At 67.9% G+C, this 25,729-nt stretch carries 18 protein-coding genes and 2 pseudogenes; 8 read left to right on the forward strand and 12 right to left on the reverse strand.

All coding sequences use genetic code 11. The annotated features are described in order from the left end of the window. Positions 1-169: 169 nt before the first annotated feature. On the forward strand, positions 170-3,871 hold the full coding sequence (locus ACWY4P_RS47885; protein WP_456207070.1) for a family 78 glycoside hydrolase catalytic domain: 3,702 nt from the start codon (positions 170-172) through the stop codon (positions 3,869-3,871). Here the strand turns inward: ACWY4P_RS47885 and ACWY4P_RS47890 are convergent. Beyond that, positions 3,841-4,197 (reverse strand): aldehyde dehydrogenase family protein, encoded by a 357-nt coding sequence (locus tag ACWY4P_RS47890; RefSeq protein ID WP_456207071.1) that lies wholly within the window; start codon positions 4,195-4,197, stop codon positions 3,841-3,843. The genes ACWY4P_RS47885 and ACWY4P_RS47890 overlap by 31 nt on opposite strands. A gap of 314 nt (positions 4,198-4,511) precedes the next feature. On the opposite strand from ACWY4P_RS47890, the gene ACWY4P_RS47895 reads away from it, so the two are divergent. Beyond that, positions 4,512-5,198 (forward strand): class I SAM-dependent methyltransferase, encoded by a 687-nt coding sequence (locus ACWY4P_RS47895; RefSeq protein WP_456207072.1) that lies wholly within the window; start codon positions 4,512-4,514, stop codon positions 5,196-5,198. Positions 5,199-5,543: 345 nt separating this feature from the next. Here ACWY4P_RS47895 and ACWY4P_RS47900 read toward each other — a convergent pair. Continuing rightward, a pseudogene (locus tag ACWY4P_RS47900) lies at positions 5,544-5,672 on the reverse strand (IS30 family transposase); the annotation flags it as partial. Between ACWY4P_RS47900 and ACWY4P_RS47905 the strand changes: the two are divergent. Together ACWY4P_RS47905 and ACWY4P_RS47910 are read left to right on the forward strand one after the other, a co-directional pair. Then, positions 5,647-5,913: a hypothetical protein gene (locus ACWY4P_RS47905; protein WP_456213380.1), complete on the forward strand. Its 267-nt coding sequence runs from the start codon at positions 5,647-5,649 to the stop codon at positions 5,911-5,913. The pseudogene ACWY4P_RS47900 and the gene ACWY4P_RS47905 sit on opposite strands and share 26 nt — an antisense overlap. 52 nt (positions 5,914-5,965) lie before the next feature. Further along, positions 5,966-8,512, forward strand: a complete 2,547-nt coding sequence (locus ACWY4P_RS47910) for a discoidin domain-containing protein (protein ID WP_456207073.1) — start codon at positions 5,966-5,968, stop codon at positions 8,510-8,512. Between the two features lie 199 nt (positions 8,513-8,711). Here ACWY4P_RS47910 and ACWY4P_RS47915 read toward each other — a convergent pair whose 3' ends face one another. Further along, a complete protein-coding gene (locus ACWY4P_RS47915; RefSeq protein WP_456213301.1) occupies positions 8,712-9,161 on the reverse strand; it encodes a DUF5709 domain-containing protein in 450 nt (149 codons plus the stop codon). Positions 9,162-9,572: 411 nt separating this feature from the next. On the opposite strand from ACWY4P_RS47915, the gene ACWY4P_RS47920 reads away from it, so the two are divergent. Then, positions 9,573-12,947: a pyruvate carboxylase gene (locus ACWY4P_RS47920; RefSeq protein ID WP_456207074.1), complete on the forward strand. Its 3,375-nt coding sequence runs from the start codon at positions 9,573-9,575 to the stop codon at positions 12,945-12,947. Here ACWY4P_RS47920 and ACWY4P_RS47925 read toward each other — a convergent pair. After that, positions 12,947-13,097: pseudogene (locus ACWY4P_RS47925) on the reverse strand (IS982 family transposase); the annotation flags it as partial. The gene ACWY4P_RS47920 and the pseudogene ACWY4P_RS47925 overlap by 1 nt on opposite strands. Before the next feature lie 599 nt (positions 13,098-13,696). Between ACWY4P_RS47925 and ACWY4P_RS47930 the strand changes: the two are divergent. After that, positions 13,697-15,148, forward strand: coding sequence for an amidase (locus ACWY4P_RS47930; protein ID WP_456207075.1), 1,452 nt, complete (start codon positions 13,697-13,699; stop codon positions 15,146-15,148). Between the two features lie 124 nt (positions 15,149-15,272). On the opposite strand, the gene ACWY4P_RS47935 is transcribed toward ACWY4P_RS47930, so the two are convergent. The 7 genes from ACWY4P_RS47935 to ACWY4P_RS47965 form a co-directional block, all read right to left on the reverse strand. Then, positions 15,273-15,728, reverse strand: coding sequence for a DUF6585 family protein (locus tag ACWY4P_RS47935; RefSeq protein WP_456207076.1), 456 nt, complete (start codon positions 15,726-15,728; stop codon positions 15,273-15,275). A 317-nt stretch (positions 15,729-16,045) separates the two neighbouring features. Next, the gene (locus ACWY4P_RS47940) at positions 16,046-16,642 is read right to left on the reverse strand and encodes a TetR/AcrR family transcriptional regulator (protein WP_456207077.1); all 597 of its coding nucleotides are present in this window, start codon (positions 16,640-16,642) and stop codon (positions 16,046-16,048) included. An 87-nt stretch (positions 16,643-16,729) separates the two neighbouring features. Beyond that, positions 16,730-17,704: a quinone oxidoreductase family protein gene (locus ACWY4P_RS47945; protein ID WP_456207078.1), complete on the reverse strand. Its 975-nt coding sequence runs from the start codon at positions 17,702-17,704 to the stop codon at positions 16,730-16,732. A gap of 226 nt (positions 17,705-17,930) precedes the next feature. Further along, positions 17,931-19,619, reverse strand: a complete 1,689-nt coding sequence (locus tag ACWY4P_RS47950) for a CocE/NonD family hydrolase (RefSeq protein WP_456207079.1) — start codon at positions 19,617-19,619, stop codon at positions 17,931-17,933. Between the two features lie 30 nt (positions 19,620-19,649). After that, positions 19,650-21,032: an MFS transporter gene (locus ACWY4P_RS47955; protein ID WP_456207080.1), complete on the reverse strand. Its 1,383-nt coding sequence runs from the start codon at positions 21,030-21,032 to the stop codon at positions 19,650-19,652. Between the two features lie 229 nt (positions 21,033-21,261). Continuing rightward, the gene (locus tag ACWY4P_RS47960; protein WP_456207081.1) at positions 21,262-21,870 is read right to left on the reverse strand and encodes a carboxymuconolactone decarboxylase family protein; all 609 of its coding nucleotides are present in this window, start codon (positions 21,868-21,870) and stop codon (positions 21,262-21,264) included. Then, complete coding sequence (locus ACWY4P_RS47965; RefSeq protein WP_456207082.1) at positions 21,867-23,114, reverse strand: CaiB/BaiF CoA transferase family protein; 1,248 nt, start codon at positions 23,112-23,114, stop codon at positions 21,867-21,869. Before ACWY4P_RS47965 ends, ACWY4P_RS47960 begins: the two co-directional genes overlap by 4 nt. A gap of 112 nt (positions 23,115-23,226) precedes the next feature. On the opposite strand from ACWY4P_RS47965, the gene ACWY4P_RS47970 reads away from it, so the two are divergent. Next, positions 23,227-23,853 carry a glutathione S-transferase family protein gene (locus tag ACWY4P_RS47970; protein WP_456207083.1) on the forward strand — a complete coding sequence of 209 codons (627 nt, stop codon included), beginning with the start codon at positions 23,227-23,229 and terminating at the stop codon, positions 23,851-23,853. Between the two features lie 33 nt (positions 23,854-23,886). On the opposite strand, the gene ACWY4P_RS47975 is transcribed toward ACWY4P_RS47970, so the two are convergent. Beyond that, positions 23,887-24,618 carry a GntR family transcriptional regulator gene (locus ACWY4P_RS47975; protein WP_456207084.1) on the reverse strand — a complete coding sequence of 244 codons (732 nt, stop codon included), beginning with the start codon at positions 24,616-24,618 and terminating at the stop codon, positions 23,887-23,889. Between the two features lie 69 nt (positions 24,619-24,687). Here ACWY4P_RS47975 and gshB point away from each other — a divergent pair, with 69 nt between their 5' ends. Further along, positions 24,688-25,665, forward strand: a complete 978-nt coding sequence (gene gshB, locus ACWY4P_RS47980; RefSeq protein WP_456207085.1) for a glutathione synthase — start codon at positions 24,688-24,690, stop codon at positions 25,663-25,665. The last annotated feature ends 64 nt before the right edge of the window (positions 25,666-25,729 follow it).

Genomic DNA, 25,729 nt, shown 5'->3' on the forward strand with positions numbered 1-25,729 from the left:
ATTTGAAACGTTCAATGGCCCTCACCTCGTACATTTACCCAACCTCTCCAAGTCGGTGATCTGGGTTTTTCTGCAGGAAACATTGCCTAGGTGTTCCCGTCACGTTAGCCTCCACGCCAATCTTTGAAACGACTCAAATGGTCGCGCAGGGTAGACGAGGAGGATGCGCATGTCGGAGCTGCCGCAGGGTGCCCTGAGCCGCAGAGACATGGTCGGGATCATCTGTGCGGGAGGAGCCGGGGTGACGCTTCCTCTGGGCCTCGCCGCGGTGGCTTCCGCGGCTCCCGCGGGGGAAGTCACTCCAGCAGCATCCGTGGCCCGCCTGGAGGTCAACTCGGTCACCTCCCCGCTGGGCACTCAGACAGATCCGGTCTTCAGCTGGGTGCCGTATGTGGAGCGGCAGACGGCGTACGAGATCCAGGTAGGAACGGCGCCTGGTCGCTGGAATCTGTGGAGCAGCGGCAAGGTCCGCAGTTCCAACAGCACTGCCGTCCCCTATGAGGGCCGGCCGCTCGCCTCTCGCCAGGAGTGTTACTGGCGGGTGCGGTCCTGGGACGCCGAGGGCAGAGCCTCGCGCTGGAGCGACACCGCGCGCTGGGAGACCGGGCTCCTGGCCGGCGAGCCGGACTGGGGACGGGCACGGTGGATTGGCGGCCGGCAGCCGCAGGACCACGACTGGGAGGATCTGACCGAGACGGTCGTCTTCCGTGGCGGCACCACACCGACCACCGGGCTGACCCTGCTGCTGCGTGCCGAGCCGATCGGCAAGACCTGGGGCGAGGCCCTGAGCTGGACACTGCGCAAGGCTGGATCCGGCGCCGGGATGGAACTGGTGATGGCGACTGTCCACTACGCGGGGAACACCTGGGTCGATGACGGTACGTCCGAGCCCGACTGGGGCCATAACCACTACGACCCGCAGAGCGAGACGAACCCCACGGCTACGGGTACGCGGACCGTCACCATCGCCACTGTCGCCGTGCCGGCGGGCACCGGGCTCACGGCGGAGAGCTGGGACTCCCGCGACCACACCGTCGTCGTCCGGGTCGAGGACCTCACGGTGACCACCACGGTGAACGGCGTCCGCGTCGACTCCCGGACCCTGAAGGGGGACCAGATCCGGCGGCACGGGTCCATCGGTTTCGGAGCGGGCGGCTCGGCGATCGTACGCAAGGTGACAGTCACGGGGACAGGAGCCGCGGACTTCAGCTGCGATCTCACCGGCGGCGCCAACCCCTTCGAAAGCGGCATCGGTACCCCCGACGGTCTGATACTCGTCGCCAAGAACGCGATGCTGCCCATTGCGAACCCGGCCCCCTTGCTGCGCAAAACGGCCGACCTCGCACACGGCGACATCGCCAGGGCGCGGCTCTACCTCAGCGCGGCCGGCAACGTCACTTTCACCATCAACGGCGAGCAGCTCACCACCGACGGCAGGAAGCCCGCCAAGGACCTCTCGAACATCCCGCGGCTGCTGACCGACCACAGCACCTACGACCGCACCGTCTTCTACGACACCTTCGACGTCACCCGCCTGGTCCGTGCGGGCCGGGAGAACGCGCTGGCCGCCGAACTGGGTCGAGGCTGGTACGGGGTGACCACCCCGCAGGAGTGGTACTGGCACCTCGCCCCCTATGCGGGGGCGCCACGGATGCGGGCCATGCTGGTAGTGACCTACCGGGACGGGCGGACCACCACCGTGGTCACCGACGACTCGTGGCAGACCGCGGACGGTCCCACACTCTTCGACTCCGTCTACTCGGGGGAGAAGTACGACGCCCGCCGCGCCGCCGAACTCGGAGACTGGCGCGCCGCCGGCTACTGCGCCCGGTCGCGGTGGCAGCCGGCAACCGTTCTGATTGCGCCCGGCAGTTGCCAGGCCCCCGCACCCAAGCACCACGGGGTACTGCCCGCCACCACGGTCCCGGAGGGATTCACCCCGGCTCGCGTGCGGGCGCACGAGGCGGAACCCGTCGTGGTCAACCAGCGCCTGCACCCCCTCACGCTGCGGCGGGCCGCTCCGGCCGCAGACGTGTGGATCGCCGACTTCGGACAGATCCTCACAGGCTTCCCCGTCCTGTCCCTGTCCGGAGTGGACCGAGCGTCAGCGGGCCTGACCCTGCGGATGAGCGGCGCCAACAAGGTGTCGGGTCAGGGAACGGCGGACGCCCCGCTCACCCTCGTCGAGGAGAACAACTTCCACGACGCCAACCTGCAGACCAACTACTACACACTCGACTCCTCCGCTCGGCAGGACTGGGAACCCCAGTTCCATCACTGGGGCTTCCGCTACATGGAGGTCCGCAACCTCGAAGCGGTCCTCGGCCGCCCGGTAAATCCCAAGCTCGACATGCGCCTGTTCCGCGTGCACGTGGCCCGGTCGGGTTTCGCCCGCACCGGCACCTTCACGACCGGCAACGCGCTGATCAACCGCATCCAGCACAACCTCGAATGGGCCGAGCAGAACAACCTGGTCCAGAAGCCCACCGACACGCCCTCACGCGAGAAGAACGGCTGGACCGGAGACACCGTGGCCAGCTCCGAGTCCCAGCTCCTCACCTGGGACGTCAACGCCGCCTTCACCAAGTACCTGCGCGGCTTCCCCGACGGGCAGATCTCCACCGGCCAGCTCCCCATGATCCTCCCCGCCGCGAAGGGCGGATACGGCTACGACCACACCCCCGGTTGGTCGTCCACCTGGAAGGCCGTGCCCGCCTGGGACTCCGCCTACTTCGTCATCCCTCGCGAACTGCACAAGTACTACGGCAACAGCACCCTGTACGCCGAGCTGTACGACCACCAGGACGCCCTGCTCAAAACCTACGAGGCCCTCTTCACCGAGGCCAACGGCTACCGTTTCACCGCCTCCCTGGGCGCCTACTCCGGCGCCGAGGACCCCGGCGACAACGCGGTGATCAGCCTGGCCTTCTACATCCACTTCTGCGACTACATGGACGAAGTAGGCCAACTCCTCGGCAAGACCTCCAGAGCCCGCCACTACCGCACGCTGGCCGGCACCCTGCGCAGGGCCTTCATCGCCAACTACTGGGACACCGACAAGGGCTGCTTCACCCAGGGCAGCATCTCCAGCGAGAACACCCTGGCCATCGCCTTCGACCTGGTCCCCGGCTCGGACCTTCCCACCGACGACCCCCGACACCTCGCGGGTACCCGCACCCTGGCCCAGAACAAGAAGGCCCTCGCCAAGCTCCTCGCCGACCGCATCGTCGCCGCCGACCATCACATTCAGAACGACATGTACGGCTCGCGCTATGAGTTCAACATCCTTGACGAATACGGGTACACCGACATCGCGCTGAAAGCCGTCACACAGCCCGGCTATCCCGGATACGTGCACCAGATCGCGCAAGGAGCCACCTCCTTGTGGGAGAGCTGGGAAGTCGTCTACGAGGGCTATCCCTTCCAAGGCAGCGTCAACCACCACTACCGCAGCACCGTCGCCACCTGGTTCTACCAGGGCCTCGCCGGCATCCAGCCGACCTCCACCGCCTACGAGACCCTGCGCATCCGGCCGCACATCCCCACCATCGCGGTCAACAGCAAGGTGCCGGCTTCCACGACCGACACCAGTCTCGAACCGGCCCCGCTCGACCACGTGGCCGCGACGCTGAACACCGTCCGCGGAACGGTCGCATCCCACTGGACACGCCGTGACGACGGACGCATCCACCTCAAGGTCACCATCCCGCACAACACCCTCGCCGAGATCTGGGTGCCCACCCGGGGCAAGAGCGTCACAGCTCCCAAAGGCGCGGCGTTCGTCCGTGAGGACACCAGCGGCGGCAAGCCGTACCGGGTCTACCGAGCCACGGCAGGTACCTACCACTTCAACGCCCCGCGCCCCCGGTAAGCCGCGCGAGACGCCCGTGCGGCATCCAGAAAGCAGCAGCTCATGGATGAGATCGGCAACGAGAAGCAGGGGTGAGGGCGGAGGCTTCGATGAGTGGGCCGATCGCGGTCTCCGGGTCGGCCGGTTTCGGCAACGCGGCGCTGGTTTGCTGCCTTGACCAGGGCGGCGACGAACTCGTCCTTGATGGAGGAGTGGACCAGGATCCTGGATCCGGCGGTGCAGTTCTGGCCAGCGTTCCAGAACGCGGCCTCGGCGAGGTCGGCCGCCACCTCGGGGATGCGGTCCGCGTTGTCGCGGTCACGATCTGGGGGCTCTTGCCGCCGCACTCGATGACGACGTTCTTGAGGTTGCTGTCGGCGGCGTAGCGCAGGGGTGCCGCACGCGGCGATGTGGGCCAGGACCTCGCCGGTTGCCGGGGCGAGGCCGCCGCAGCGCAGCCCGCAGGGAAACGGTGTACTGGAGGCGCTCGGGTTCGCGATCGGTCACCCGCCGCGACAGCAGCCGACGGCTCTCACCATCCATCACCAGGCAATGACGGTGCGTCTTGTCATAGGCGGCACAGCGATGAAAGCGAGCAGCGATGACTTTTCGATCAGCGCAAGATAAGATTCACGCAATTGTGACCACGAATGAGAGGTGAATGATGGCGTCAGCGGATGACATCCTGAAGGAAATCGCTGAACTTCGGAGGAGTGTGGTGAACAGTTTCAGGCAGGTTGAGGCTCTGACGAATCTCTACGGAATCATTCCCGTCAAGCACGTAATGCCAAAATCCACAAACTGGACGGCCTCGCCCGACTTCCTGCTATTCCTGATTTCGCAGATCCAGGAGCGACGTCCGGTTTCCGTCCTGGACGTGGGGAGCGGCGCCACGACGGTCTGGATGGCAAACGCGCTTCGCCATTTCGAAATCCCCGGGAAGATTATCTCGATTGATCATGATAAGGACTTCGGTAATGCGACGGCTGCCACATTGGAGCAGCAAGGGCTGAGCGCATATGCGCAAGTGCGTATCGCCCCACTGGTTGAGGTGGATGTCAAAGGAGAGCGATGGCACTGGTACGACCCTATGCAGATAGAAGATGTTGAGAACTGCGACATGGTGGTGATCGATGGGCCTCCAGGATTCTTGTACCCACTTTCAAGGTACCCAGCACTCCCAATGCTTGAATCGAAGGTAAACGGCGATGCCCGGATATTTATGGACGATGCGAGTCGTCCTGACGAGCGGGAGATAGTTGAGCGCTGGTGCCGCGAGTATCCGGATTGGTCCTCCCGTTTCATTGATCATGACAAGGGGACGGCTGTTTTGACGCGATCCCCCTGACCGTTTGGCCTGAAATGCTTTCTCCGCGGTCATCGCGTCGAGGATCCGCACGCGGTCGTGCCGGGGCAGTCTGCTGACCTCGGCCTGTCAGCTCAAGGATTGGCGGGTGCCCCTATCCGCGGAGAGCTTTATCGCGTCAAGGAGGCGGTGCAGCCGCAGGCCGGCATCGAAGTCTGGGACGCTGCGTGAGCCGGTGCGGAGATCGAGGGCCAGCCGGGTATACATCTGAGCCACGTTGAAGCCCTCCGCAGCCGGATCAATACCTGAGATCCCACGGTACTGGCCGGGAATGGGAAGCTCCTGATAAATCCAGCTGTGGCCGAGTGTCGGCGACCGACGGCGAGCTCAAGTGATCAACGCACCACTGCTGTTCAGGAGGTCGGCGTAGACCTCTGCCGGAGTGCGGTAGCCGTGGGATTTACGCGGACGGTGGTTGAGCTCGTGGGCGATGGCATTCAGGTCGGCCTGGCTGAACTCGAGCGACCGGGCGTTCCCGGCGGCGCTGCCGCACCGGCTGCCGTTGCCCGCCCTGCACCGCCTGGCGGACGCCCTCAGCCGGGAGCCCCGGTTCGGCGTGGAACCCCGGATCATCGCAGATCACGAGGTACTCCCGGCACATCCGCACCCGGCCGGTAGCCCCACCAGCCGATCCGCCGACTCTCGTACCGGATTCCTCGCCATGCCGATGGATTGTGGCATCGGCCCCCGACAGTGATGCTCGTGTGAAACATCCGACTCGGAGGTCCTGGAAAGGATGCCGATCCATCATGACGAGCGCTAAGAGAGCCGCCGCGGTGTTCGCCACCGCCGTCTTACTGACTGGAACGACACCCGCCTTGGTGGGCGGCGTATCGTCGGCTGCCGCCGCGTCAGGGAACAAGGTCATCACCAACGGGCAGACGTTCTTCGACACGAACGGCGACCCGATCGATGCCCATGGTGGAGGTTTCCTCAAGCGAGGCGACACCTACTACTGGGTTGGCGAGGACAGGTCGTCGGGCGGCTACGTCTTCAACGGCGTGAATCTCTACGCCTCCAAGGACCTGAAGAACTGGACGAAGATCAAGCAAATCCTGAGCGCCGAAACCGTCGACGCCCGGGGCGACAAGCTCCTCAGCCACTCCAAGGTGGAGCGCCCCAAGCTCCTGTACAGCGAGAAGACCAAGAAGTACGTCCTGTGGGGCCACTGGGAGATGGCAGCCGACTACTCGGCCTCCGAGGTCCTCGTCGCCACCGCGGACAAACCCGAGGGGCCGTACACCATCACCTCGAAGGGCCACTTCCGCCCCGGCGCGGGCAACAACGACGGCAACGCCATGGGCAACCGGCTCGGACAGCTGACGGAGGACTGGGACACCTCGGCCAAGGACGCGTCGAACTCGACCCACGCCTACAAGCCCGTGCGGGCGGACTATCCACCGCGGATCATGGCCTACAAGGATCCGAGTTCCAGCACCCCGGAGAACCTGTCGTACGTCAGTGACGACGACTACGGCACGAGCCAGGCCGGCAACTGGTGGACCTATCAGCTCAACGACATCGCGCACGACACGACGCTGAAGGCGAAGGCGGTCAAGATGACCGCCTTCGACAAGAGCGCCTATGACACATACTCCAAGGACTACAACGTCTCGACTGACGACTACATCGTCCGGTATCCCACGCGGACGGAGTCGAAGACCACGACGGCCGAGTTCAAGATCGGCGACCCGGGCAACTCGCACGACACCCTCACCGCACCGCTGATCAGCCCGACCCTCGACGAGTCCACATCGAAGGACGTCGTCTACGTCAAGAGCAAGGACGTCGCCTTCGTCACCAGCGCGACCGCCGGCTCCGCCAGCTACTTCACCACTGACGGCTCCGACCCCGCCGACGCCTCCAACACCAAGCGGCAGCGGTTCTCGGACGGCATGCGCGTCTCCCTCGCCGGCGATGTCGGACACACGACCACCGTCAAGGCCGTGACCGAGAAGGACGGCAAGACGAGCGAGGTCGCCACCGTCACCTACGAGGTCGCCGCCGACCCATCCACCGTGCCCGTCTTCCAGCCCGTCATCAACCGCGCCTCCGGCACATACGAAGACTTTGGTTACAAGGAACTGCGCGTCTACGAACCCTCCTACGGCGCCGAGACCTACTACACCATGGACGGCCAGGATCCCGAGCCGGCGCGGAAGGGCGACAACATCGGCTACGGCTCCCGCGACTTCACCGTCGACCAGGACCCCAAGACCGGTGAGGCCTACCTGATCACCGCGCAGGACCACATCTACATGCGGGTGTGGAAGCTGAACGACGACTTCACCGACGTCGTGCCCGACAAGGAGTACGACCTGTACGTGGGCGGACACCGCGAGGCCCCCGCGCTGATCCGCAACGGTGGCAAGAACGGCGCATACGTCTACCTCATGACGTCCTCTCAGTCCGGTTGGTACCCCAACCAGGCCCAGTACGGACGCACCGACGACATGGACGCGGGCTTCAGCCAACCTCGCGACGCCTACGGCTACCGCGACGGCCAGAAGGCCTGGTCCGCGTTGCAGCCGGTCGGCGACAACACCACCTACGGCTCCCAACCCACCAAGATCCTCAACATTGGCACCGACAGCAAGCCGCAGTACGTGTACATGGGCGACCGCTGGCGGCCCGACCTCCTGTTGAAGTCCAGCTACGTCTGGCTCCCTCTGACCATCGACGACAAGGGCAACAGCGGCAAGGGCCTGATGGGGATGCGCTTCACCCCGCAGCTCGACGTCGACCTCAAGCGCGGCACGATCGTCGACACCGGCGACAAGCTGTTGTCGCTCAACCAGCCGGTCACCGCCACCGCCCAGGTCAAGACCGCCATCGGCGGGCCCACGGACGGGCTCGACGACTGGGAGACCACGCCCGAGCAGGAGGAGCAGGGCAAGTACCGGCACTACAACGCCGGACAGGCCAATGACGGCAGGGACTACGACGTCGACATCTATGACGACATCGAGCAGTACTACAAGAGCAAGGGGCTGCCCTTCTCCTGGCAGGTCGCCCTCGGCAAGGCGCGCAAACTGTCATGGGTCGGCCTGTCGTTCAAGACCGTCGGCGGCTCCGACAACGTCCACCGCTACACCGTGTCCGTCAGCGACGACGGCGAGAAGTGGACCGAACAGGTCGACAACACCCAGAACAACCGGATCGGCTACCAGAACCACCAACTGACCGGCACACACCGGTACGTCAGGCTGACCGTGTACAAGTCATTCGACCTGGCCCACAACAAGGACGCCGACTGGGCACGCGGCCTCTACGAGGTCTCCGTCTACGGCCGCTGACCTCGTCGCCGACCCGTATGCCCGCCACCAGCTCGGCCACGACGTGGCGGGCATACGGGTCACCATGGAGGCCGGTCGAGCCTGATCCGGGCGTACGGTTCCGGTCCCCACGTTCCGGTCCCCAGCGCGGGGCCCACGGACAGAGCCGTGCGGGCCGGGCCGTACTCGGCACCGGCCCACTCCCCGTGCTCGCGTGGCGTCAGGAGGTCTCGGAGTCGGGGATCAGATGCATCGCGGCTTCCTCTGCCGATGCCCCGGCGCCGTCCAGACCCACGTCGGAAGCGAACAGGTCGGACTCTCTGTTCTCATGGCTGCCCTCGTCCGGCGCGAGAAGCCGCCCGGCCCGCTCATCGCCGACCTCGTAGTCGATGAGCTCACCGTCCGTGTCCAAGGCGTCACCAATACCGTCGCCCTCCGGGACGCCGATGTCCGGCACCTCCTCGGAGAGGCGCTCGTCCAGAGTCTCCCCCCGCTGCTGCTCCGATGCCGTGACACCGGTGTGCTCCACGCCCCAGGGCCGCTCCGGAGGCGAGTAGCCCTCGTCCAGGGCCTGGTCGCCGCCCCGGTAGTCCAGGGTGTCGGACGCGTCCAGCACCCCGACGTCGTCCTGCACCTCCGAGCCGTCCGGCTGGTAGACCTCGTCACCCATCGCTTCGTCGGTCACGTGCGCTCCATCGTTGTTCGGGGCCAGAAGGCCGGGGTAGCCACCCCTCGCCAAACCCTTGCACTGCACCGGTGCCGTCTCGGCAACGGTGACAGGAGACGAGTATCCGCGCCGTATTCCTCGCCATGTCCACTGTAGGCGGCACCGTGCACTCCTGGGCCATAAGAGGGCGTGGGTGCGGCACTGGGTGCCAGGTGTGGGGCGAATGACGGTCGGTATGGGCCAATCGATGCGCGCACGATTTCTACCGAATCGTAATTATTTGTGGTCTATTCTTCCCGTCATCGGGCGTGCTGTATCCCTTTTCATTGGCACGTGGTGCCATTAACGTTCACGTGGCTTCCAGGGTGCGAAGAAGAGCCGATCGACGGCCCGACCGAAGGAGGGGGGACAGCGATGTTCCGGAAGATCCTCGTTGCCAACCGTGGTGAGATCGCGATTCGGGCGTTCCGTGCCGGCTTTGAGCTGGGTGCGAAGACCGTCGCTGTGTTCCCGCACGAAGACCGCAACTCGTTGCACCGGCTGAAGGCCGATGAGGCGTATGAGATCGGTGAGCCGGGGCATCCGGTGCGGGCTTATCTGTCCGTGGAGGAGATCGTCCGCGCGGCGCGCGCGGCGGGCGCGGACGCGGTCTACCCCGGGTACGGATTCCTGTCCGAGAATCCCGACCTCGCCCGTGCGTGCGAGGAGGCGGGCATCACGTTCGTCGGCCCTGACGCGGAGATCCTGGAGCTGACCGGGAACAAGGCGCGGGCCGTGGCCGCGGCCCGTGCGGCCGGCGTCCCGGTGCTCGGCTCCTCGCAGCCCTCCACCGATGTGGACGAGCTGGTCCGGGCGGCGGAGGAGCTCGGCTTCCCGGTGTTCGTCAAGGCCGTGGCCGGTGGTGGCGGACGCGGTATGCGGCGGGTCGAGGACCGAAGGACGCTGCGCGAGTCCGTCGAGGCGGCATCCCGCGAGGCCGCCTCCGCGTTCGGCGACCCCACCGTCTTCCTGGAGAAGGCCGTCGTCGAGCCCCGCCACATCGAGGTGCAGATCCTCGCCGACGGGGACGGCAACGTCATTCACCTGTTCGAGCGTGACTGTTCGGTGCAGCGCCGGCACCAGAAGGTGATCGAGCTGGCGCCCGCGCCCAACCTCGACCCGGAGCTGCGCGAGCGGATGTGCGCCGACGCGGTGAAGTTCGCCCGGCAGATCGGCTACCGCAACGCGGGCACGGTGGAGTTCTTGCTCGACCGTGCCGGGAAGCACGTGTTCATCGAGATGAACCCGCGCATCCAGGTCGAGCACACGGTGACCGAGGAGGTCACCGATGTCGACCTGGTGCAGGCTCAGCTGAGGATCGCCGCCGGTCAGACGCTGGCCGATCTCGGGCTGTCGCAGGAGACCGTCAAGCTGCACGGTGCCGCGTTGCAGTGCCGGATCACCACCGAGGACGCGGCCAACGGTTTCCGCCCGGATGTCGGCATGATCAGCGCGTACCGCTCGCCGGGCGGCTCGGGCATCCGGCTGGACGGCGGCACCGCCCACGCCGGCACGGAGATCAGCGCGCATTTCGACTCGATGCTGGTCAAGCTGACCTGCCGGGGCCGGGACTTTGACACCGCGGTCGGCCGTGCCCGGCGGGCCGTGGCCGAGTTCCGTATCCGCGGGGTGGCCACGAACATCCCGTTCCTCCAGGCTGTGCTGGACGATCCGGACTTCAGGGCCGGGCGGGTCACGACGTCGTTCATCGAGCAACGGCCGCACCTGCTGACGGCTCGGCACTCCGCCGACCGCGGCACGAAGCTGCTTACCTACCTCGCCGATGTCACGGTGAACAAGCCCCACGGTGAGCGGCCGGCGCTGATCGACCCGACCACCAAACTGCCGCGCATCCCCGGCACCGAACCTCCTGTCGGCTCCAGGCAGAAGCTCACCGAACTCGGCCCGGAGGGCTTTGCGCGGTGGCTGCGCGCCTCGCCGACCATCGGGGCGACCGACACCACCTTCCGTGACGCGCATCAGTCGCTGCTGGCCACCCGCGTGCGGACGAAGGACCTGCTCGCGGTGGCCCCGGTGGTGGCGCGGACGCTGCCGCAGCTGCTGTCCCTGGAGTGCTGGGGCGGCGCCACCTACGACGTCGCGCTCCGCTTCCTCGCCGAGGACCCCTGGGAGCGCCTCGCCGCGCTGCGCGAAGCGGTACCGAACATCTGCCTGCAGATGCTGCTGCGCGGCCGCAACACCGTGGGCTACACCCCGTACCCGACTGAGGTGACGGACACCTTCGTACAGGAGGCCACGGACACCGGCATCGACATCTTCCGGATCTTCGACGCGCTCAACGACGTCGGGCAGATGCGCCCCGCCATCGACGCCGTACGGAACACCGGCACCGCGATCGCCGAGGTCGCGCTGTGCTACACCGCCGACCTCTCCGACCCATCAGAGAAGCTGTACACCCTCGACTACTACCTGAAACTGGCCGAGCAGATCGTGGCCGCCGGCGCACACATCCTGGCTATCAAGGACATGGCCGGGCTGCTGCGCGCCCCGGCCGCGGCCAAGCTCGTTTCCGCGCTGCGCAGGGAGTTCGACCTGCCGGTGCATCTCCACACCCACGACACCACCGGCGGCCAGCTCGCCACCTACCTCGCGGCGATCCAGGCCGGCGCGGACGCGGTGGACGGGGCGGTGGCCTCCATGGCGGGCACCACCAGCCAGCCGTCGCTGTCGGCGATCGTGGCCGCCACCGACCACACCGACCGGCCCACCGGGCTGGACCTCCAAGCCGTCGGCGACCTGGAGCCGTACTGGGAGACCGTACGCGCCATCTACGCCCCGTTCGAGGCCGGCCTGGCCTCGCCGACCGGACGCGTCTACCACCACGAGATCCCCGGCGGACAGCTGTCCAACCTGCGCACCCAGGCCGTCGCGCTCGGCCTCGACGACCGCTTCGAGGAGGTCGAGGCGATGTACGCCGCCGCCGACCGGATCCTTGGCCGCCTGGTGAAGGTCACCCCCTCATCGAAGGTGGTCGGCGACCTCGCACTGCACCTGGTCGGGGCCGGCGTGGCACCGGAGGACTTCGAGGCCGAGCCGAACAAGTACGACATCCCCGACTCGGTCATCGGCTTCCTGCGGGGCGAGCTGGGCACCCCGCCCGGCGGCTGGCCGGAGCCGTTCCGTACCAAGGCGTTGCAGGGCCGCCCAAAGCCCAAGCCGACCCCCGAACTGTCCGTCGAAGACCGCGAACTGCTCTTGAAGGACCGGCGGGCGACGCTGAACCGGCTGCTGTTCCCCGGGCCGACCAAGGACTTCGCCACCCATCGCCAGACCTACGGCGACACCAGCCTGCTGGCCAGCAAGGACTTTTTCTACGGCCTGCGCCCGGGCAAGGAGTACACGGTGGACCTCGAGCCCGGGGTCCGGCTGCTCATCGAACTCGAAGCCATCGGCGAGGCCGACGAACGCGGCATGCGTACCGTGATGGCCACACTCAACGGCCAACTGAGGCCGATCCAGGTGCGGGACGCCTCCGTGGCGTCCGACATCCCGGCGACCCAGAAAGCCGACAAGGCCAACCCCGGCCACGTCGCAGCCCCCTTCGCCGGCGTGGTCACGCTCACGGTCACCGACGGCGACACGGTCAAGGCCGGCGCCACCGTGGCCACCATCGAAGCAATGAAGATGGAAGCCACCATCACCGCCCCCAGGGCAGGGAAGGTGTCCCGTGTCGCCATCAGCCAGATCCAGCAGGTCGAAGGCGGCGACCTCCTCATCGAGCTCAGCTGATCGAACGCGATCAGGGACCGTATGACCGGTTGACCGGTCTTGTGGTTGCGGGCGCCAGATGACCGCGGCCAGGGCGAGCACGCGCTGGGCGACGCGGACCGCGCCGCCCCCGGCGGCGCGGCCGTCGTGCTGCTCGAGGTCGAGCATTCCGAACGCTTCACCTTCGGGACCACGGCGTCGGCGGGAGTAGACCCATCGGCGGGCGACGAGCTTTCGGTGCCAGGCCGGCAGCGTGCTCGGTGTGATGGGGAGGACCTTGGCCCAGCGGCGGCGGGAGTTCAGGGAGGACAGGGCCGTGAACCACAGGCGGTCCGCGGGCTCGTACCGTACTCGCCCCTGCAGCTGGCGTCGTAGCACGGCGTTTTCGTGACGCAAGACAAGAAGTTCAGCCTCCTTCGCGGTGTCCCGCCGCAGAAGCACTGCGGGCACCGAGAGAAGACGTCGAGTCACCTGGTCAGAAGGGACACGATCATTCCATCATGGTCGTAGCTCTCTACGAGCCGGGGCGGGGCGTTTGACCAGCAGCGATGAATAACCGAGCCCCGCAGGTCGACGAGCTCACCGGCTTCCGCAGCCAGGCCCTGACTCGGCTCGTCGCCCAGCACGAAGAGATCGTCCGGCTCCGCGAGACGGTCTCTGCGGACACAAGCCTCTGTGGGGGAGAGGAACATGATGGGTACTGAGACATCCATTCCGTTGTGCGAAGCGGCATTTTATGACCTGTTCCAGAGGCCGGTACGGTCGGATTCATGGAGTGGAATTTTCAGACGGCCGAAAAACTGGTGGCTTCCTTGCGTGCCGGTGAAGTGACCTCGGCGGAACTGACCGACGAGGCGATCGCCCGAATCGAGCGGGTCGACAAGGCGATCAACGCGATCTGTGTGCCGGACTTCGACCGTGCACGGGCCGCCGCGCGCGGTGCCGACCAGGCGCGCGCCCGCGGTGAGGACCGGCCGCTGCTCGGCATTCCGGTGACGGTCAAAGAGTCCTACAACATGGCTGGGCTGCCCACGACCTGGGGCATGCCGCAACACCGGGACTATGTGCCGGCCGAGGACGCGGTGCAGGTGTCGCGGCTCAAGGCCGCGGGCGCGGTGGTGCTGGGTAAAACCAATGTGCCCTTGGGGCTGCAAGATATCCAGAGCTTCAACGAGATCTACGGCACCACTAACAATCCGTGGGATCACGATCGCACGTCGGGCGGATCCTCCGGCGGATCAGCGGCGGCCCTGGCGTCCGGATTCTGCGCGCTGTCCATCGGCTCCGACCTCGCCGGTTCGCTGCGCGCCCCCGCGCATTTCTGCGGCATCTATGCGCACAAGCCGACACTCGGACTGGCGGCAACCCGCGGCATGGTCGTGCCGCCGGCACCGCCATTGCCGGTCGACCTCGACCTCGCCGTCGTCGGTCCGATGGCGCGCACTGCCCGCGACCTCACGTTCCTGCTCGACGTCATGGCCGGACCGGACCCGCTGACGCTCGGCAAGGCGCACGACTTGACGCTGCCGCCCGCGCGCCACGAGCGGCTCGGCGACTTCCGGGTCCTGGTCGTCGACGAGCATCCGCTCATTCCGACCGGGTCCGCTGTGCGGGCGGGCGTGAACCGGGTGGCCGACGCCCTTGTCGACGGCGGCGCCCGCGTCGAACGGCACACTCCGCTGCTGCCCGATCTGACCGAAGCCGCGGTGCTCTACACGCAGTTGCTGTTTTCGAGCTCCGTTGCGCGTTTTCCCGTCGAAGCGTACGAGCAGCTGCGGACCCGCGCCGCCGGACTGAGCGCAGACGACCAGAGCCTCGACGCGACGCGGCTGCGTGGCATGGTGTTCAGCCACCGCGACTGGATCGAGGCGAACAACCGTCGCGAACTCCACCGCCACGGCTGGCGGCAGCTCTTCGCCGAGTTCGATGCCGTGGTGTGTCCGATCACGCCCACTCCCACGTTCCCGCACGACCACAACCCCAATGTGTTGGAACGCCGGATCGACATCGACGGCGTCGAGTACCCGTACTTCGACCAGCTTGTCTGGGCCGGTGTGGCCACCATGCCCGGCCTGCCCGCCACCGCCATACCAGCGGGCCGGTCCCCCGAGGGTCTGCCGGTGGGAGTGCAGCTCATCGGTCCGATGTTCGAGGACCGCACCCCGCTGCGGCTGGCCGAACTGCTCGAGCAGAAGATCGGCGGCTTCCAGGCACCGAGGTAGGGCGTACTACCGGGTGTCCGTCGAGGACGAGGTGCGGATCACGACGACATCCTCCGAACGCAACACGAACCCAACCGCACACGGCGACTGTGGAGACAAGACAAGCCATACACAGGCGACGTGTTCACACACCTGCCTGCGCTTCGCGCACCAGGTTCAGGAACGCGGTGAGGTTGGGGACGGCGGAGGTGCTCGCGGTGGCCCAGGCACCGCGCCGTCCTCGCTCGGTCACCTTGACGAGGCCGCGCTCCAAGGTGACCTGTTCGACCTGGGGCCAGGGCAGCCGTTTGTGCTTGCGGCCGGTCCCTGTCGCGAGCGCACTCGGCTCCAGGACATAGGCGCCGAAGGCCACAGCCCGCCCTTGGCGCATGGTCGCGAGCATTCCGGGGAGTTGGGCTGCGGCGATCTTCGGGTCGACGAGATGGCGGAAATCGTCGACGACATTGCGCTCCGTCCGGGTGGACTGGCCCTGCAACCGGTGGCTGCGGCCATCGTTGAGGCCGACCCAACAGGTGGTGGTTATGCCGCGGTAGCTCTGGTTGACGTATCGCTTGACCACGTCCTGGACAAAGCTGCTCACTTCGTCGTAGCGGAAGTGGAAGGGGGCCGCGACAGGAGCCAGAAGCTGCGAACGAAAACGCTCCCGGCGCCCGGCTCGCCGACAGTCGCGAATCACCTGATGGGGGGACGTGCGGATTCGGTCTCCGGATACGCAGGAGGTCGTGCGTCTGCGCCTTCTGCCGATTCAGACAAGTGGCATCAGCCGTGCAGCTCCCGCAGGTCGTCGATGTCGGTGGTGCCGAACGCCTCCCGCATCCAGACGGTGAGGATCTGCAGCCGGTGTCGCCCCTCTCGCACCACAGCACACGGCGGGATCCAGGCGTACGGAGTGGACTCTCAGGCCGTGGCCCGGCGTCGCAGGGAAGCGATGCCCTGGTCCAGGGCCGCTTCGAGGTGTGTCAGACGGCCCGTCGACATGAAGATCAATACTCCGCCTTGGACACCGGCCAGAAGCGCTGCCGCGCTGCTGTCGGTATCCAGATCAGCGTCCACCTCACCGATGCCCTGCATGTGCCGGATGCCCGCGGCCAACTCGTGCTGCCACTGCTCGAGCAGCTCCGTGGCCACGGCCTGCGCGCCCGCCGTGGCCGGCCCGGCCTGGGAGATCGCCACATGGAGCGGACAGTCCCTGCCCTGCTCGCGATAACGGGAGACGACCTTGTCGCGCCAGTCCTGCCAGGCGGACCACGAGGTGAGGGCGGAGAGCTCCGGCTGCTGGTCACTGATCACCCGGGCCGCCTCGTGACGGGCCACGGCCAGCAGTAGTTCCTCCTTCCCGCCGGGGAAGTAGTGGAACAGCTGGCTCTTGCTGGTCGCCGTACGCTCCATGACATCGTCGAGGGTCATGGCGAACACGCCCTGCCGCCGGATCTCCGAGGCGGTGCCCTCGATGATGCGCTGCCTCGTAGCGGCGCCCTTGCGCGTCAACGGCACGAGACCCTCCCTGTTGTGAACTTCCTGCTTCAGACTCCCTGATGCGGACCGCGAGTCCTGCGCAATCCCTCGGTGGCGGAAGGGACCCTACATGCGCGTTGAGGGAATGAGCAGCAGCTTCCCGGTGGTTTTGCGGGACTCGAGGTCCGCGTGTGCCTTCGAGGCTTCCGAGAGGGCGTAACGGGCTCCGATGCGCGGGGTGACCTGCCCCTTCCTGACCATGTCGAAGACCTCGGAACTCCGCTCGACCAGGGCTTCCCGGGTGGGAACGTGGTGGTGTACGACCGGATAGCTCAGCATGATGCTTTTCGGTAGATCGGTCACGGAGATCGACGGGATCCCCATGAAGGGCCCGTAGTAGGCGTGCACACCGTGCAGCCGCAGGGACAGCTGCGACGACAGGAACGTGGGGATGCCGCCGCCGTCGTACACCACGTGTGCGCCCTCGCCGCCTGTCAGCTCCTTCACACGGTCCTCGAAGCCGCCTCCGGCCGACACCAGGACGTGGTCCGCGCCGGCCTCCACGGCCACGGCCACCTTCTCCTCCCGGGACACAAGACCGATCACGTTGCCGCCCCGGGCCTTGACCATCTGCGTCAGCAGGAGACCCACGCCACCGGCTGCGGCGTGCACAACGGCCGTGTCCCCGGGCTTGATCGCGTACGTCTCGGTGGTGAGGTGATTCGCGGTCAGGCCCTGCATCATGACGGCGGCCGCGGTCTCGTCCGACACGTCGTCCGGGACCTTCACCAGCGAGTCCGCGGGAATGGCCAGCACGTCTGCGTAGCTGCCCGCGTGGTAGAACCAGGCCACCCGGTCGCCGACGGCCAGGTCGTCGACCCCGTCACCGACGGCGGTCACATACCCCATGCCCTCGGCGCCCAGGATCGTCGGGGCGGCCCAGCCCGGACCGCCCACCGACCGGGCGCCTACGTCCATGTAGTTGACCCCTGCGGCGCCGAGCCGGACGAGCGCTTCACCGGGGCCTGGTGTCGGATCGGGGAATTCGGTCCAGGACATGACCTCCGGGCCGCCGTGGTTCTGGATATGGATAGCGTGCATGGGGGTTGCCCTTCCCTGAGTGGTCGCCGAGTCCGATCTGTGGGCGTCGACGTTGTGCACCGTAGGGATTCAAAAATGGACCGGCAAGTCCAGAAATTCATTGCGCGATGGCCTGCCCGGAAGAGGCGCTGGGAGTGGTGTTCGGTTGGGGGTCGAGCAAGGTGCCTGCCGCGTCGTCATGACCAGGACAACACAGAACGTCATGTCGTCCCTGGTCAGCCCACGGCTATGGCCCCGACGCCACCGTGAGTGTGATCCCGCTCGGCCGCTGCGGGTCGTGGAAGACCAGTTGGTGGGCTGCCCTGCTGCGGGCGGAGTCGAGGACCGTTGCGCCGGTGTTGAGGTTGCGGTCCCAGCGCGGGTGGGAGCTGGAGGTGATGTCGACGCGGATGCGGTGGCCGGGGAGGAAGGTGGTGGCGGTGGCCCACAGGTCGACGACGTAGCGGTACACGGCGTCCGGCCGGATCGGAGTGGGGGAAACGGGGCGTACGGTGCCGGGCACCGGGTGGCTGTCGCGGGCGCTCGCCCGGATGATCCCGTCGGTGAGGGCGATCGCCGTGCCGTCGGGGTGGACGTCCACCAGGCGGGCGACGAAGTCGGTGTCGGGGGCCGACGAGGCCGCGTAGAGGGTGGCGTGCACCGAGCCGAGCACGGTGTACGGGCGGTCGAGGGCGGTGCTGGTCCAGCTGAGCACGTCGGGGCGCTGTTCGACGTCCCGCTGGTCGTGGGGGCCCGGCGGGTAGCGCGACGGCAGCAGCGTCGCGCCGCCCAGCGTCGGTACGGGGTCCTTCGGGGCGTACGTGTAGGAGTCGGGCTCGCTGGACGGCGGGGCCTGGCGGTCGAGCAGTCCGCCGGGGTGAAGGTGCCAGGTTTCGGCGCGGGTGGTGGGCGCCGGGTAGGTGTCGTATCCGCGCCAGCGGTTCTCGCCCATCACGAACAGCCGTACCGGCGGGGTGTCCGCCAGGCGTTCCTCCGCGCCCTTGAGAGTGGCGTCGAACCAGCGCAGGTGGGCGTCGTTGAGGTCGTACACGGCGTGCGGTCCGAAGTCGAGCTGTCCGCAGCGGTCCGTGAAGGACGTGTGGGACCAGGGGCCGATCATCAGGTGTGGCGGCCTGCCGCCGTGGTGCCGGGCGGCGGTCGCCGCGGCCTCGTACTGGGCGAGCGTGGCGTTGAGGAAGACGTCGAACCAGCCGCCGATGTGGAAGCTCGCCGCGCGGACCCGGTCGTAGCGGCCGATGAGGCTGTGCCGTTCCCGGCGGGGGTCGTCGAGGGGCCACCGCAGCTCGTCCAGCACCTCGGCCAAGGGGCCGTCCGCTCCGGCGGTGAGCGGCAGGGCGTCGTACGCCGCGCACACGCCCTCTTCGTCGAGCCCGCCGACCGTACCGAGCACCCAGCTCAGCCGGGAGCCGAACTCTCGCGCGCCGCCGCGCAGTCCGGTGCCGTCGAGCGTGGTGTGACCCGCGCAGACGCCGGGCACCAGGCTCAGCAACCCCGGCGGGTCGGTGAGGGCGGCACGCCATTGGGTGCCGGCGTGGTACGAGCGGCCCCACATGCCGACCCGGCCGTCTGAGCAGGGCAGGCGGGCCGCCCAGCGGACGGTGTCGTGACCGTCGGCCGCCTCGTGGACGTTGGGGACGAACTCGCCCCCGGAGGCGAAACGACCGCGGACGTCTTGCATGATCACGACATAGCCGTGGGCGGCGGCCCGGACCGGGTCGAAGTAGCCCGTGTTGATGTTGACGTCCTTGCCGTAGGGCAGCCGGGACAGCAGGACGGGGAAGCGGCCGTCGCCGGCGGGCCGGTAGACGGTGCCGCGCAGGATGGTGCCGTCGCGCATCGGGGTCTCTACGTCGCGCTCGACGAGCACGCCGTGGCGAGGCCCGGCCGCCGGTGCTGTCCTCGGCTGCTGGGGCATGGAACCTGTCCTTCGGTGGTGCGGCTCGGGTCAGGCGCGGTCGGTGGCGGGGAGGGGCTCGGCCGCCGGAGCCGTACTGGAGGCGGACTGCTTGTCGCCGAGCCGGCCGGAGGCGGTCCTGTAGGTCTCGCGCACGGTCAGCAGCACGACCAGGGCGGAGACCAGGCAGGCGGCCGAGGTGGCGGTGGCGACCCAGATCCAGCCGCCGTCGGCCGCCACCACCAGGCTCGCGGCGACGGTCGGGGCGAAGCCGGTGACGACCTGCGCGAGTTGGGTGGAGAGGGCGATGCCCGTGTACCGGACGTCGGCGTCGAACATCTCCGCCGTCATCGTGTACGACACCGAGTTGGCCAGTGCGTACCCGACCGCGATCACCAGGAAGTGGCCCAGGAAGACCAGGGGCACCGATTTCATGCCGATCGCGCCGAACAGCAGGAAGGTCGCGAGCACGTCGATCAGGGCGCCGGCCACGAAGACCGGCTTGCGGCCGATGCGGTCGGCGTAGCGGGCGCCCAGGATCTGGAAGCCCACGGCGGACGTGGTGGACAGGAGCTTGACGGTGAGCATGGTGCTGGCGGAGATGCCCGCGTGGAGCGTGCCGTAGGAGAGGGCGAAGACGCCGCCGATGGTGGCGAGCACCGTGTAGAGCTGGAGGCCGATCACGCGCAGGATGCTCAGCGGGTAGCGGGTCAGCACGCCGACGACCGGGAGTCGCGGCCTGGCCCGCTCTTCGCTGTTGGCGGGCTCGGCGGGCTCGGCGGCGGGAGGCTCGGGGAGCTTCGCCCGCAGGACGGTGCCGATGATCACCAGACCGGAGCTGAGCAGGAACGGCACGCGCCAGCCCCAGGACATGAACTGGTCCTCGGGCAGCGTCGAGAAGAGGAGGAAGACCAGGGAGGCGAGGGACGAACCGGCAAGCATGCCGTTCGGCGCCCAGCTGCCGAAGAACGCCCTACGGCCCTCCGGCGCGTGCTCGATGCTGAGCGAGACGGCGCCGGCGGCTTCACCGGCCGCGGAGGCGCCCTGCACCAGCCGCAGCACGGTGAGGAGGACCGGGGCCCAGACACCGATGACGGCGTATGTCGGCATCAGGCCCATCGAGAAGCTGGCCACTCCCATCAGGATCAGGGTCAGCACCAGCATCGACTTGCGGCTGATCCGGTCCCCGAAGTGGCCGAAGAGCACGGCGGCGAGAGGACGTACGACATAGCCGGCGCCGAAGGTCGCCAGCGAGGCCAGGGTGGCCATCGCCGGGTCCGAGGCCGGGAAGAACAGCTTCGGGAAGACCAGCGCCGACGCGCTTCCGTAGAGGAAGAAGTCGTAGTACTCCACAGCGCTGCCTATGAAGGCGGCCTTGGCCGCGAGCTTGGCGTTGCGCTGGGTGGTCTCTGGTGTATCAGGCGTCGTTGCCATGGGGGTGCTCCTGAGCGGGAGTGTGTCACATGGGCGCTCGGCGGCGTGGGGGACGCGGAGGGGGCGCGAGGCGCCGAGGCGGGGAGCGGGGGATGAACCCGCGCTGACGCTACATACAGTCTCCCGAATCGTCGAGAGATTCTGTAGACATTTTTATTGATGCAGCGTTCATCTATGGATGATTTGCCATAGAAAATCCGCTGCTAACGCCCGCGATGCGCCCGCCCGGTCAATTTTCTGTATCCAGAATGGGGTGAGGTGCTGGGAAGGGATCCTCTGCGGTCACGCCGTCCGGCAGTGGGATGCGGTGGACGTTCAGGGTCATGGCGACCATGGAGTAGTAGCCGACCAGAGCGGTGAGCTCCACCACTCCCGGGACACCGAGGGTCCGCAGTGCGCCGTCGTAGACCTCATCCGGGACGTCGTGCCGTCGCAGCAGACCCGTCACGAACGCGTGCACCGCACGGTCGGCCGGGTCGTCGAACATGGGCGCCCGGCCCTGGCGCACCGCCTCCGCGAGCTCGGACGGGACGCCCGCGTTCGCCGCGTGCGCGGTGTGCAGGATCCACTCCAGGCGGCTGTCCCAGTGGCGGGCGGTGATGAGGATCGCCAGTTCGCTCACGCGCGGGGGGAGCGAAGTGCCGTACCTGAGGAGTGCCCCGAGGTGCTGCCAGCGCTCGGCGAGTTCGGGGTTGTGGATCGCCGCTCTGATGGGGCCCTGCACCTTGCCGCGCGGGCCGCTGACCATCGCGTCGAAGACGGCGCGCTGGGCCGGGTCGAGCTCGTCGCCCGTCGGGAGCGGGATCCGGGGCGGGGGCCAGGCGTCCGCGGTCGTCATACGACCCCCTCCTCGCGCAGGGCCTTGATGTCGCCCTCCTCGACTCCGAGTTCGCGCAGCACCTCGTCGGTGTGCTGGCCGAGGAGGGGAGGGGGCTGTTCGAAGGTCAGGGGAGCGCCCGCGAACCGCAGCGGGCTGGCCACGAGGCGGACGCTGCCGGAGAGCGGGTGCGGCACCTCGACGACCATGTCCCGGTGCCGGACCTGTTCGTCCGCGAGGACCTCGTCGACCGTGTTGACGGTGCCGCAGGGCACGCCGGCCCGGTCCAGGCGCTCGACCCAGTGACGGCGTGTCTCGCCGGCCAGGACCGCGGCGATCGTCGGGCGCAGCTCGGCGAGGTTCCGGACCCGGGCGCGGTTGGTCGCGAACCGTTCGTCCTCGGCGAGGCCGTCGAGGCCGAGTGCCTCGCAGAAGCGGGCGAACTGCCCGTCGTTGCCGACGGCGACCGCGAGTCCTCCGTCCTTGCAGGCGTAGACGTCCTGGGGCTGGATGTTGGGGTGCGAGTTGCCGGTGCGGGCCGGGACCCTGCCGTCGACGAGGTGGTTCATGGCCTGGTTGGCCAGGGTGGCGACCTGGATGTCGAGCATGGCGAGGTCGATGTGGTCGCCCAGGCCCGTCTCGCCGCGGTGGGCGAGTGCGGCGAGCACGGCAACGGCGGCGTACGTGCCCGTGGTCAGGTCGACGATGGGGACGCCGACCTTCTGCGGGCCGCCGCCGGGCCTGTCGTCCCGTTCGCCGGTGACGCTCATCAGGCCGCCCATGGCCTGGATCGCGAAGTCGTACGCGGGCTGCGCGCGGCGGGGGCCGGTCTGGCCGAAGCCGGTGATGGAGCAGTAGATCAGGCCGGGGTTGACCTCCCGAAGGTCCTCGTAGCCGAGGCCCAGCCGGGCGAGGGTCCCGTACTTGAAGTTCTCCAGCAGGATGTCGGACTCCGCCGCCAGCTCCCGGATGATCTGCTGCCCCCGCGGCCTGGACAGGTCGACGGTGATGGAGCGCTTGGCGCGGTTGGCACCGAGGTAGTACGCGGACTCGTTGGTCGTGGCGCCGTCGGTGTCGGCGAGGAACGGCGGACCCCACGAGCGGGTGTCGTCGCCGACGCCCGGGCGTTCGACCTTGATGACGTCGGCGCCCATGTCGGCGAGGAGTTGCCCGGCCCAGGGGCCGGCCAGGACCCGGCTGAGGTCCAGGACTCGGATGTGGGACAGGGGACCGGAGCGGCTGAGGGAGGGGCGTGTGGTGGTCATGGGACCTCATCTGAAGACAGTCAGGGGATACATTTGCGCTCTCTTGTATCCAGAAGCTGTATCCAGTTAACTACACCGAGCCTGTAGAACCAACGCCCTCCGGAGACACCTCATGAAGCTCTACTGGTCCCCGAAGTCCCCGTTCGTCCGCAAGGTCATGGTCTTCGCCCACGAGACGGGCCTCGTCGACCGGCTGGAGCTGGAGCGCACGGTTGTGGCCCTCACCAGGCCCAACCTCCCGCACGTGCGGGAGCACAACCCGCTCGGCCGGATCCCCACGCTGCTCACCGACGACGGGATGTTCCTGCCCGAATCGGTCCTGATCTGCGAGTACCTCGACTCGCTGCACGACGGCCGGCCACTCTTCCCCGAGGCGCCGCGGGAGCGCTGGGCCTCGCTGCGGCGCCACGCGCTGGGCAGCGGGCTGCTGGAGATCCAGATCCTGTGGCGCAACGAGGCCCTGCGCGAGGAGCCCTACCGGCTCCCCGCGATGCTCGCCGCCTGCGAAACCAAGGCCGAGGCGACCCTCGACCTGCTGGAACGCGAGGCGGAGGAGCTGGAGAAGGTGCCCTTCGACATCGGGCACATCGGCATCGGCTGCGCGCTGGGCTACCTCGACTACCGCGGCGCCGACTTCACCGACCGCCAGTGGCGCACGGGCCGCGACCGGCTCGCGTCCTGGTACGAGACCTTCCGCGCCCGGCCCTCGGCGCGGGCGACGGAACCGTACGAGGGCTGAGTGCGAGCCCCCGGGCCGGGGGTCTAGCCGGGTCTAACCGGCCTCTTCCAGTACGAAGCGCAGCGATTCGCGGATCGTCTTGGGGTCGTGTGCGCCGGCCACGGAGGCGATCACTGTCAAGGCGGTACGGGCGAGATGCTCGGCCACCAGCCGCGACGCCTCGCGGGCCCGGCCTTCTCCGGCCGCCGCGAAGATCTCGTCGTGCCCTGTGCGGCCCATGGTGATCAGCGCGAGGCGGTAGCTGGGCGCGTTGTGGTAAAGCCGCAGGTAGCGCACGGAGTGGTCCCACATGCTCTCCACCTGCGTCCGCAGCCGGTCCTCGGTGTGCGAGAAGAGCAGGAAGTGGAACCGGCGGTGGTGGGCGATCGCGCCCTCCTCGTCCCCCGTCTCCGCCGCCGTGTTCATGGCCGACATCTCGGCCTCCAGCTCCTCCAGCTCGGCCGCCGTCAGCTGCGGCACGGAGAGGAGTACCGCGAGCGGCTCGCTGACCAGCCGCATCGAGTAGAGCGTCTCCAGGTCCGGGATCGACAGCGGCGCGACCCGGATCCGGCGGTTGAAGTCCAGCTGCACCAGCCCCTCGGTCTGTAGCCGCCGCAGCGCCTCGCGCAACGGCGTACGGCTGACTTGCAGGTCGGCTGCCAGCTGCACCTGCGAGACCCAGGTACCCGGCTTCAGACGCCCCTGAAGGATTGCGTCGCGGACGTGCTCGTACGCGAGCCCCATGGCATCGGTCTGATCGGCGGACGAACGCGGAGTGGTGGACACAGACTCCACAGTAGCGGCTTCCTCCTTGGGCGGATCATCTAGCAGCCGAAGCCGATTTCTGGATACAGAATGAAGATTGGCACACTGTCTCTGGAGGCGCATTACATGCTCGTCTTCGTCATGGATCCCGTCGAGGCGCTCTCGCAGGAGCACGACACCTCGATCGCCCTGATGCGCGCCGCCCGGGAACGCGGTCACCGGGTCTGGCACTGCCCGCCGTCCGGTCTGTCACTGCGTGATGGCAGGGTGCGGGCACGCGCACGGCCGGTGGACTTCACGCCGAGGCTGTCGTTGGGCCCGGCGGAGGACCTGGACCCGCGCAAGGCCGACGCGGTGCTGATCCGCACGGATCCGCCCTTCGACGCCGGCTATCTCGCGACCACACTCCTGCTGGAGCACTTGCGCGGCGACACTCTCCTGGTCAACGACCCGCGCGGCCTGCGCGAGGCCAACGAGAAGCTCTACGCCTGCCGCTTCCCGGACCTGATGCCGGCGACCCTGGTGACCGCCGATCCGGCACGGCTGCTCGCCTTCGCTGCGGAGCAGCGGCACGGTGCGGTCCTCAAACCACTCTTCGGGCACGGCGGGCGAGGCGTCCTCAGGCTCGATCCCGGGGACCGCAACGCCAGCGCCATCGCGGACACCATGACCGAGCGGGGCCGTGTCGTCGTCATGGCGCAGCAGTTCCTGCCCGAGGTCGTCGAGGGCGACAAGCGCATCCTGCTGCTCGACGGCCACCCACTGGGCGCGGTACTGCGACGGCCGCCCGTGGGCGACTTCCGCGCGAACCTCGCACTCGGCGGTGACGCGACAGCGACCGGCCTCGACGCGGACGACCTGCGGATCGTCGAGCGCATCGCACCCGCCCTCCGCGCTGACGGGCTGTACCTCACCGGCATCGACGTCATCGGCGGACGCCTGAGCGAGGTCAACGTCACCAGCCCGACGGGTCTGGTCCAGCTGAACGCGCTGACGGGGGCGCGGCACGACCTGACGGTCGTCGGATGGCTGGAGAGGGCCAGTTCTGTATGCAGATTCTCGCCCTAAGGCCCGGGATTCCTTGGATTTTTGGGCCATACAGAAGAATCTGGATACAGAAATCTCTTGGAAC

The sequence above is a fragment of the Streptomyces sp. LZ34 genome (assembly GCF_053890475.1).

Coding starts and splice junctions, on each gene's coding strand:
- ACWY4P_RS47885 (WP_456207070.1), top strand. CDS start 170: ATGTCGGAGCTGCCGCAGGGTGCCCTGAGCCGCAGAGACATGGTCGGG.
- ACWY4P_RS47895 (WP_456207072.1), top strand. CDS start 4,512: ATGATGGCGTCAGCGGATGACATCCTGAAGGAAATCGCTGAACTTCGG.
- ACWY4P_RS47905 (WP_456213380.1), top strand. CDS start 5,647: ATGGCATTCAGGTCGGCCTGGCTGAACTCGAGCGACCGGGCGTTCCCG.
- ACWY4P_RS47910 (WP_456207073.1), top strand. CDS start 5,966: ATGACGAGCGCTAAGAGAGCCGCCGCGGTGTTCGCCACCGCCGTCTTA.
- ACWY4P_RS47915 (WP_456213301.1), bottom strand. CDS start 9,161: ATGGGTGACGAGGTCTACCAGCCGGACGGCTCGGAGGTGCAGGACGAC.
- ACWY4P_RS47920 (WP_456207074.1), top strand. CDS start 9,573: ATGTTCCGGAAGATCCTCGTTGCCAACCGTGGTGAGATCGCGATTCGG.
- ACWY4P_RS47930 (WP_456207075.1), top strand. CDS start 13,697: ATGGAGTGGAATTTTCAGACGGCCGAAAAACTGGTGGCTTCCTTGCGT.
- ACWY4P_RS47945 (WP_456207078.1), bottom strand. CDS start 17,704: ATGCACGCTATCCATATCCAGAACCACGGCGGCCCGGAGGTCATGTCC.
- ACWY4P_RS47950 (WP_456207079.1), bottom strand. CDS start 19,619: ATGCCCCAGCAGCCGAGGACAGCACCGGCGGCCGGGCCTCGCCACGGC.
- ACWY4P_RS47955 (WP_456207080.1), bottom strand. CDS start 21,032: ATGGCAACGACGCCTGATACACCAGAGACCACCCAGCGCAACGCCAAG.
- ACWY4P_RS47960 (WP_456207081.1), bottom strand. CDS start 21,870: ATGACGACCGCGGACGCCTGGCCCCCGCCCCGGATCCCGCTCCCGACG.
- ACWY4P_RS47965 (WP_456207082.1), bottom strand. CDS start 23,114: ATGACCACCACACGCCCCTCCCTCAGCCGCTCCGGTCCCCTGTCCCAC.
- ACWY4P_RS47970 (WP_456207083.1), top strand. CDS start 23,227: ATGAAGCTCTACTGGTCCCCGAAGTCCCCGTTCGTCCGCAAGGTCATG.
- gshB (WP_456207085.1), top strand. CDS start 24,688: ATGAAGATTGGCACACTGTCTCTGGAGGCGCATTACATGCTCGTCTTC.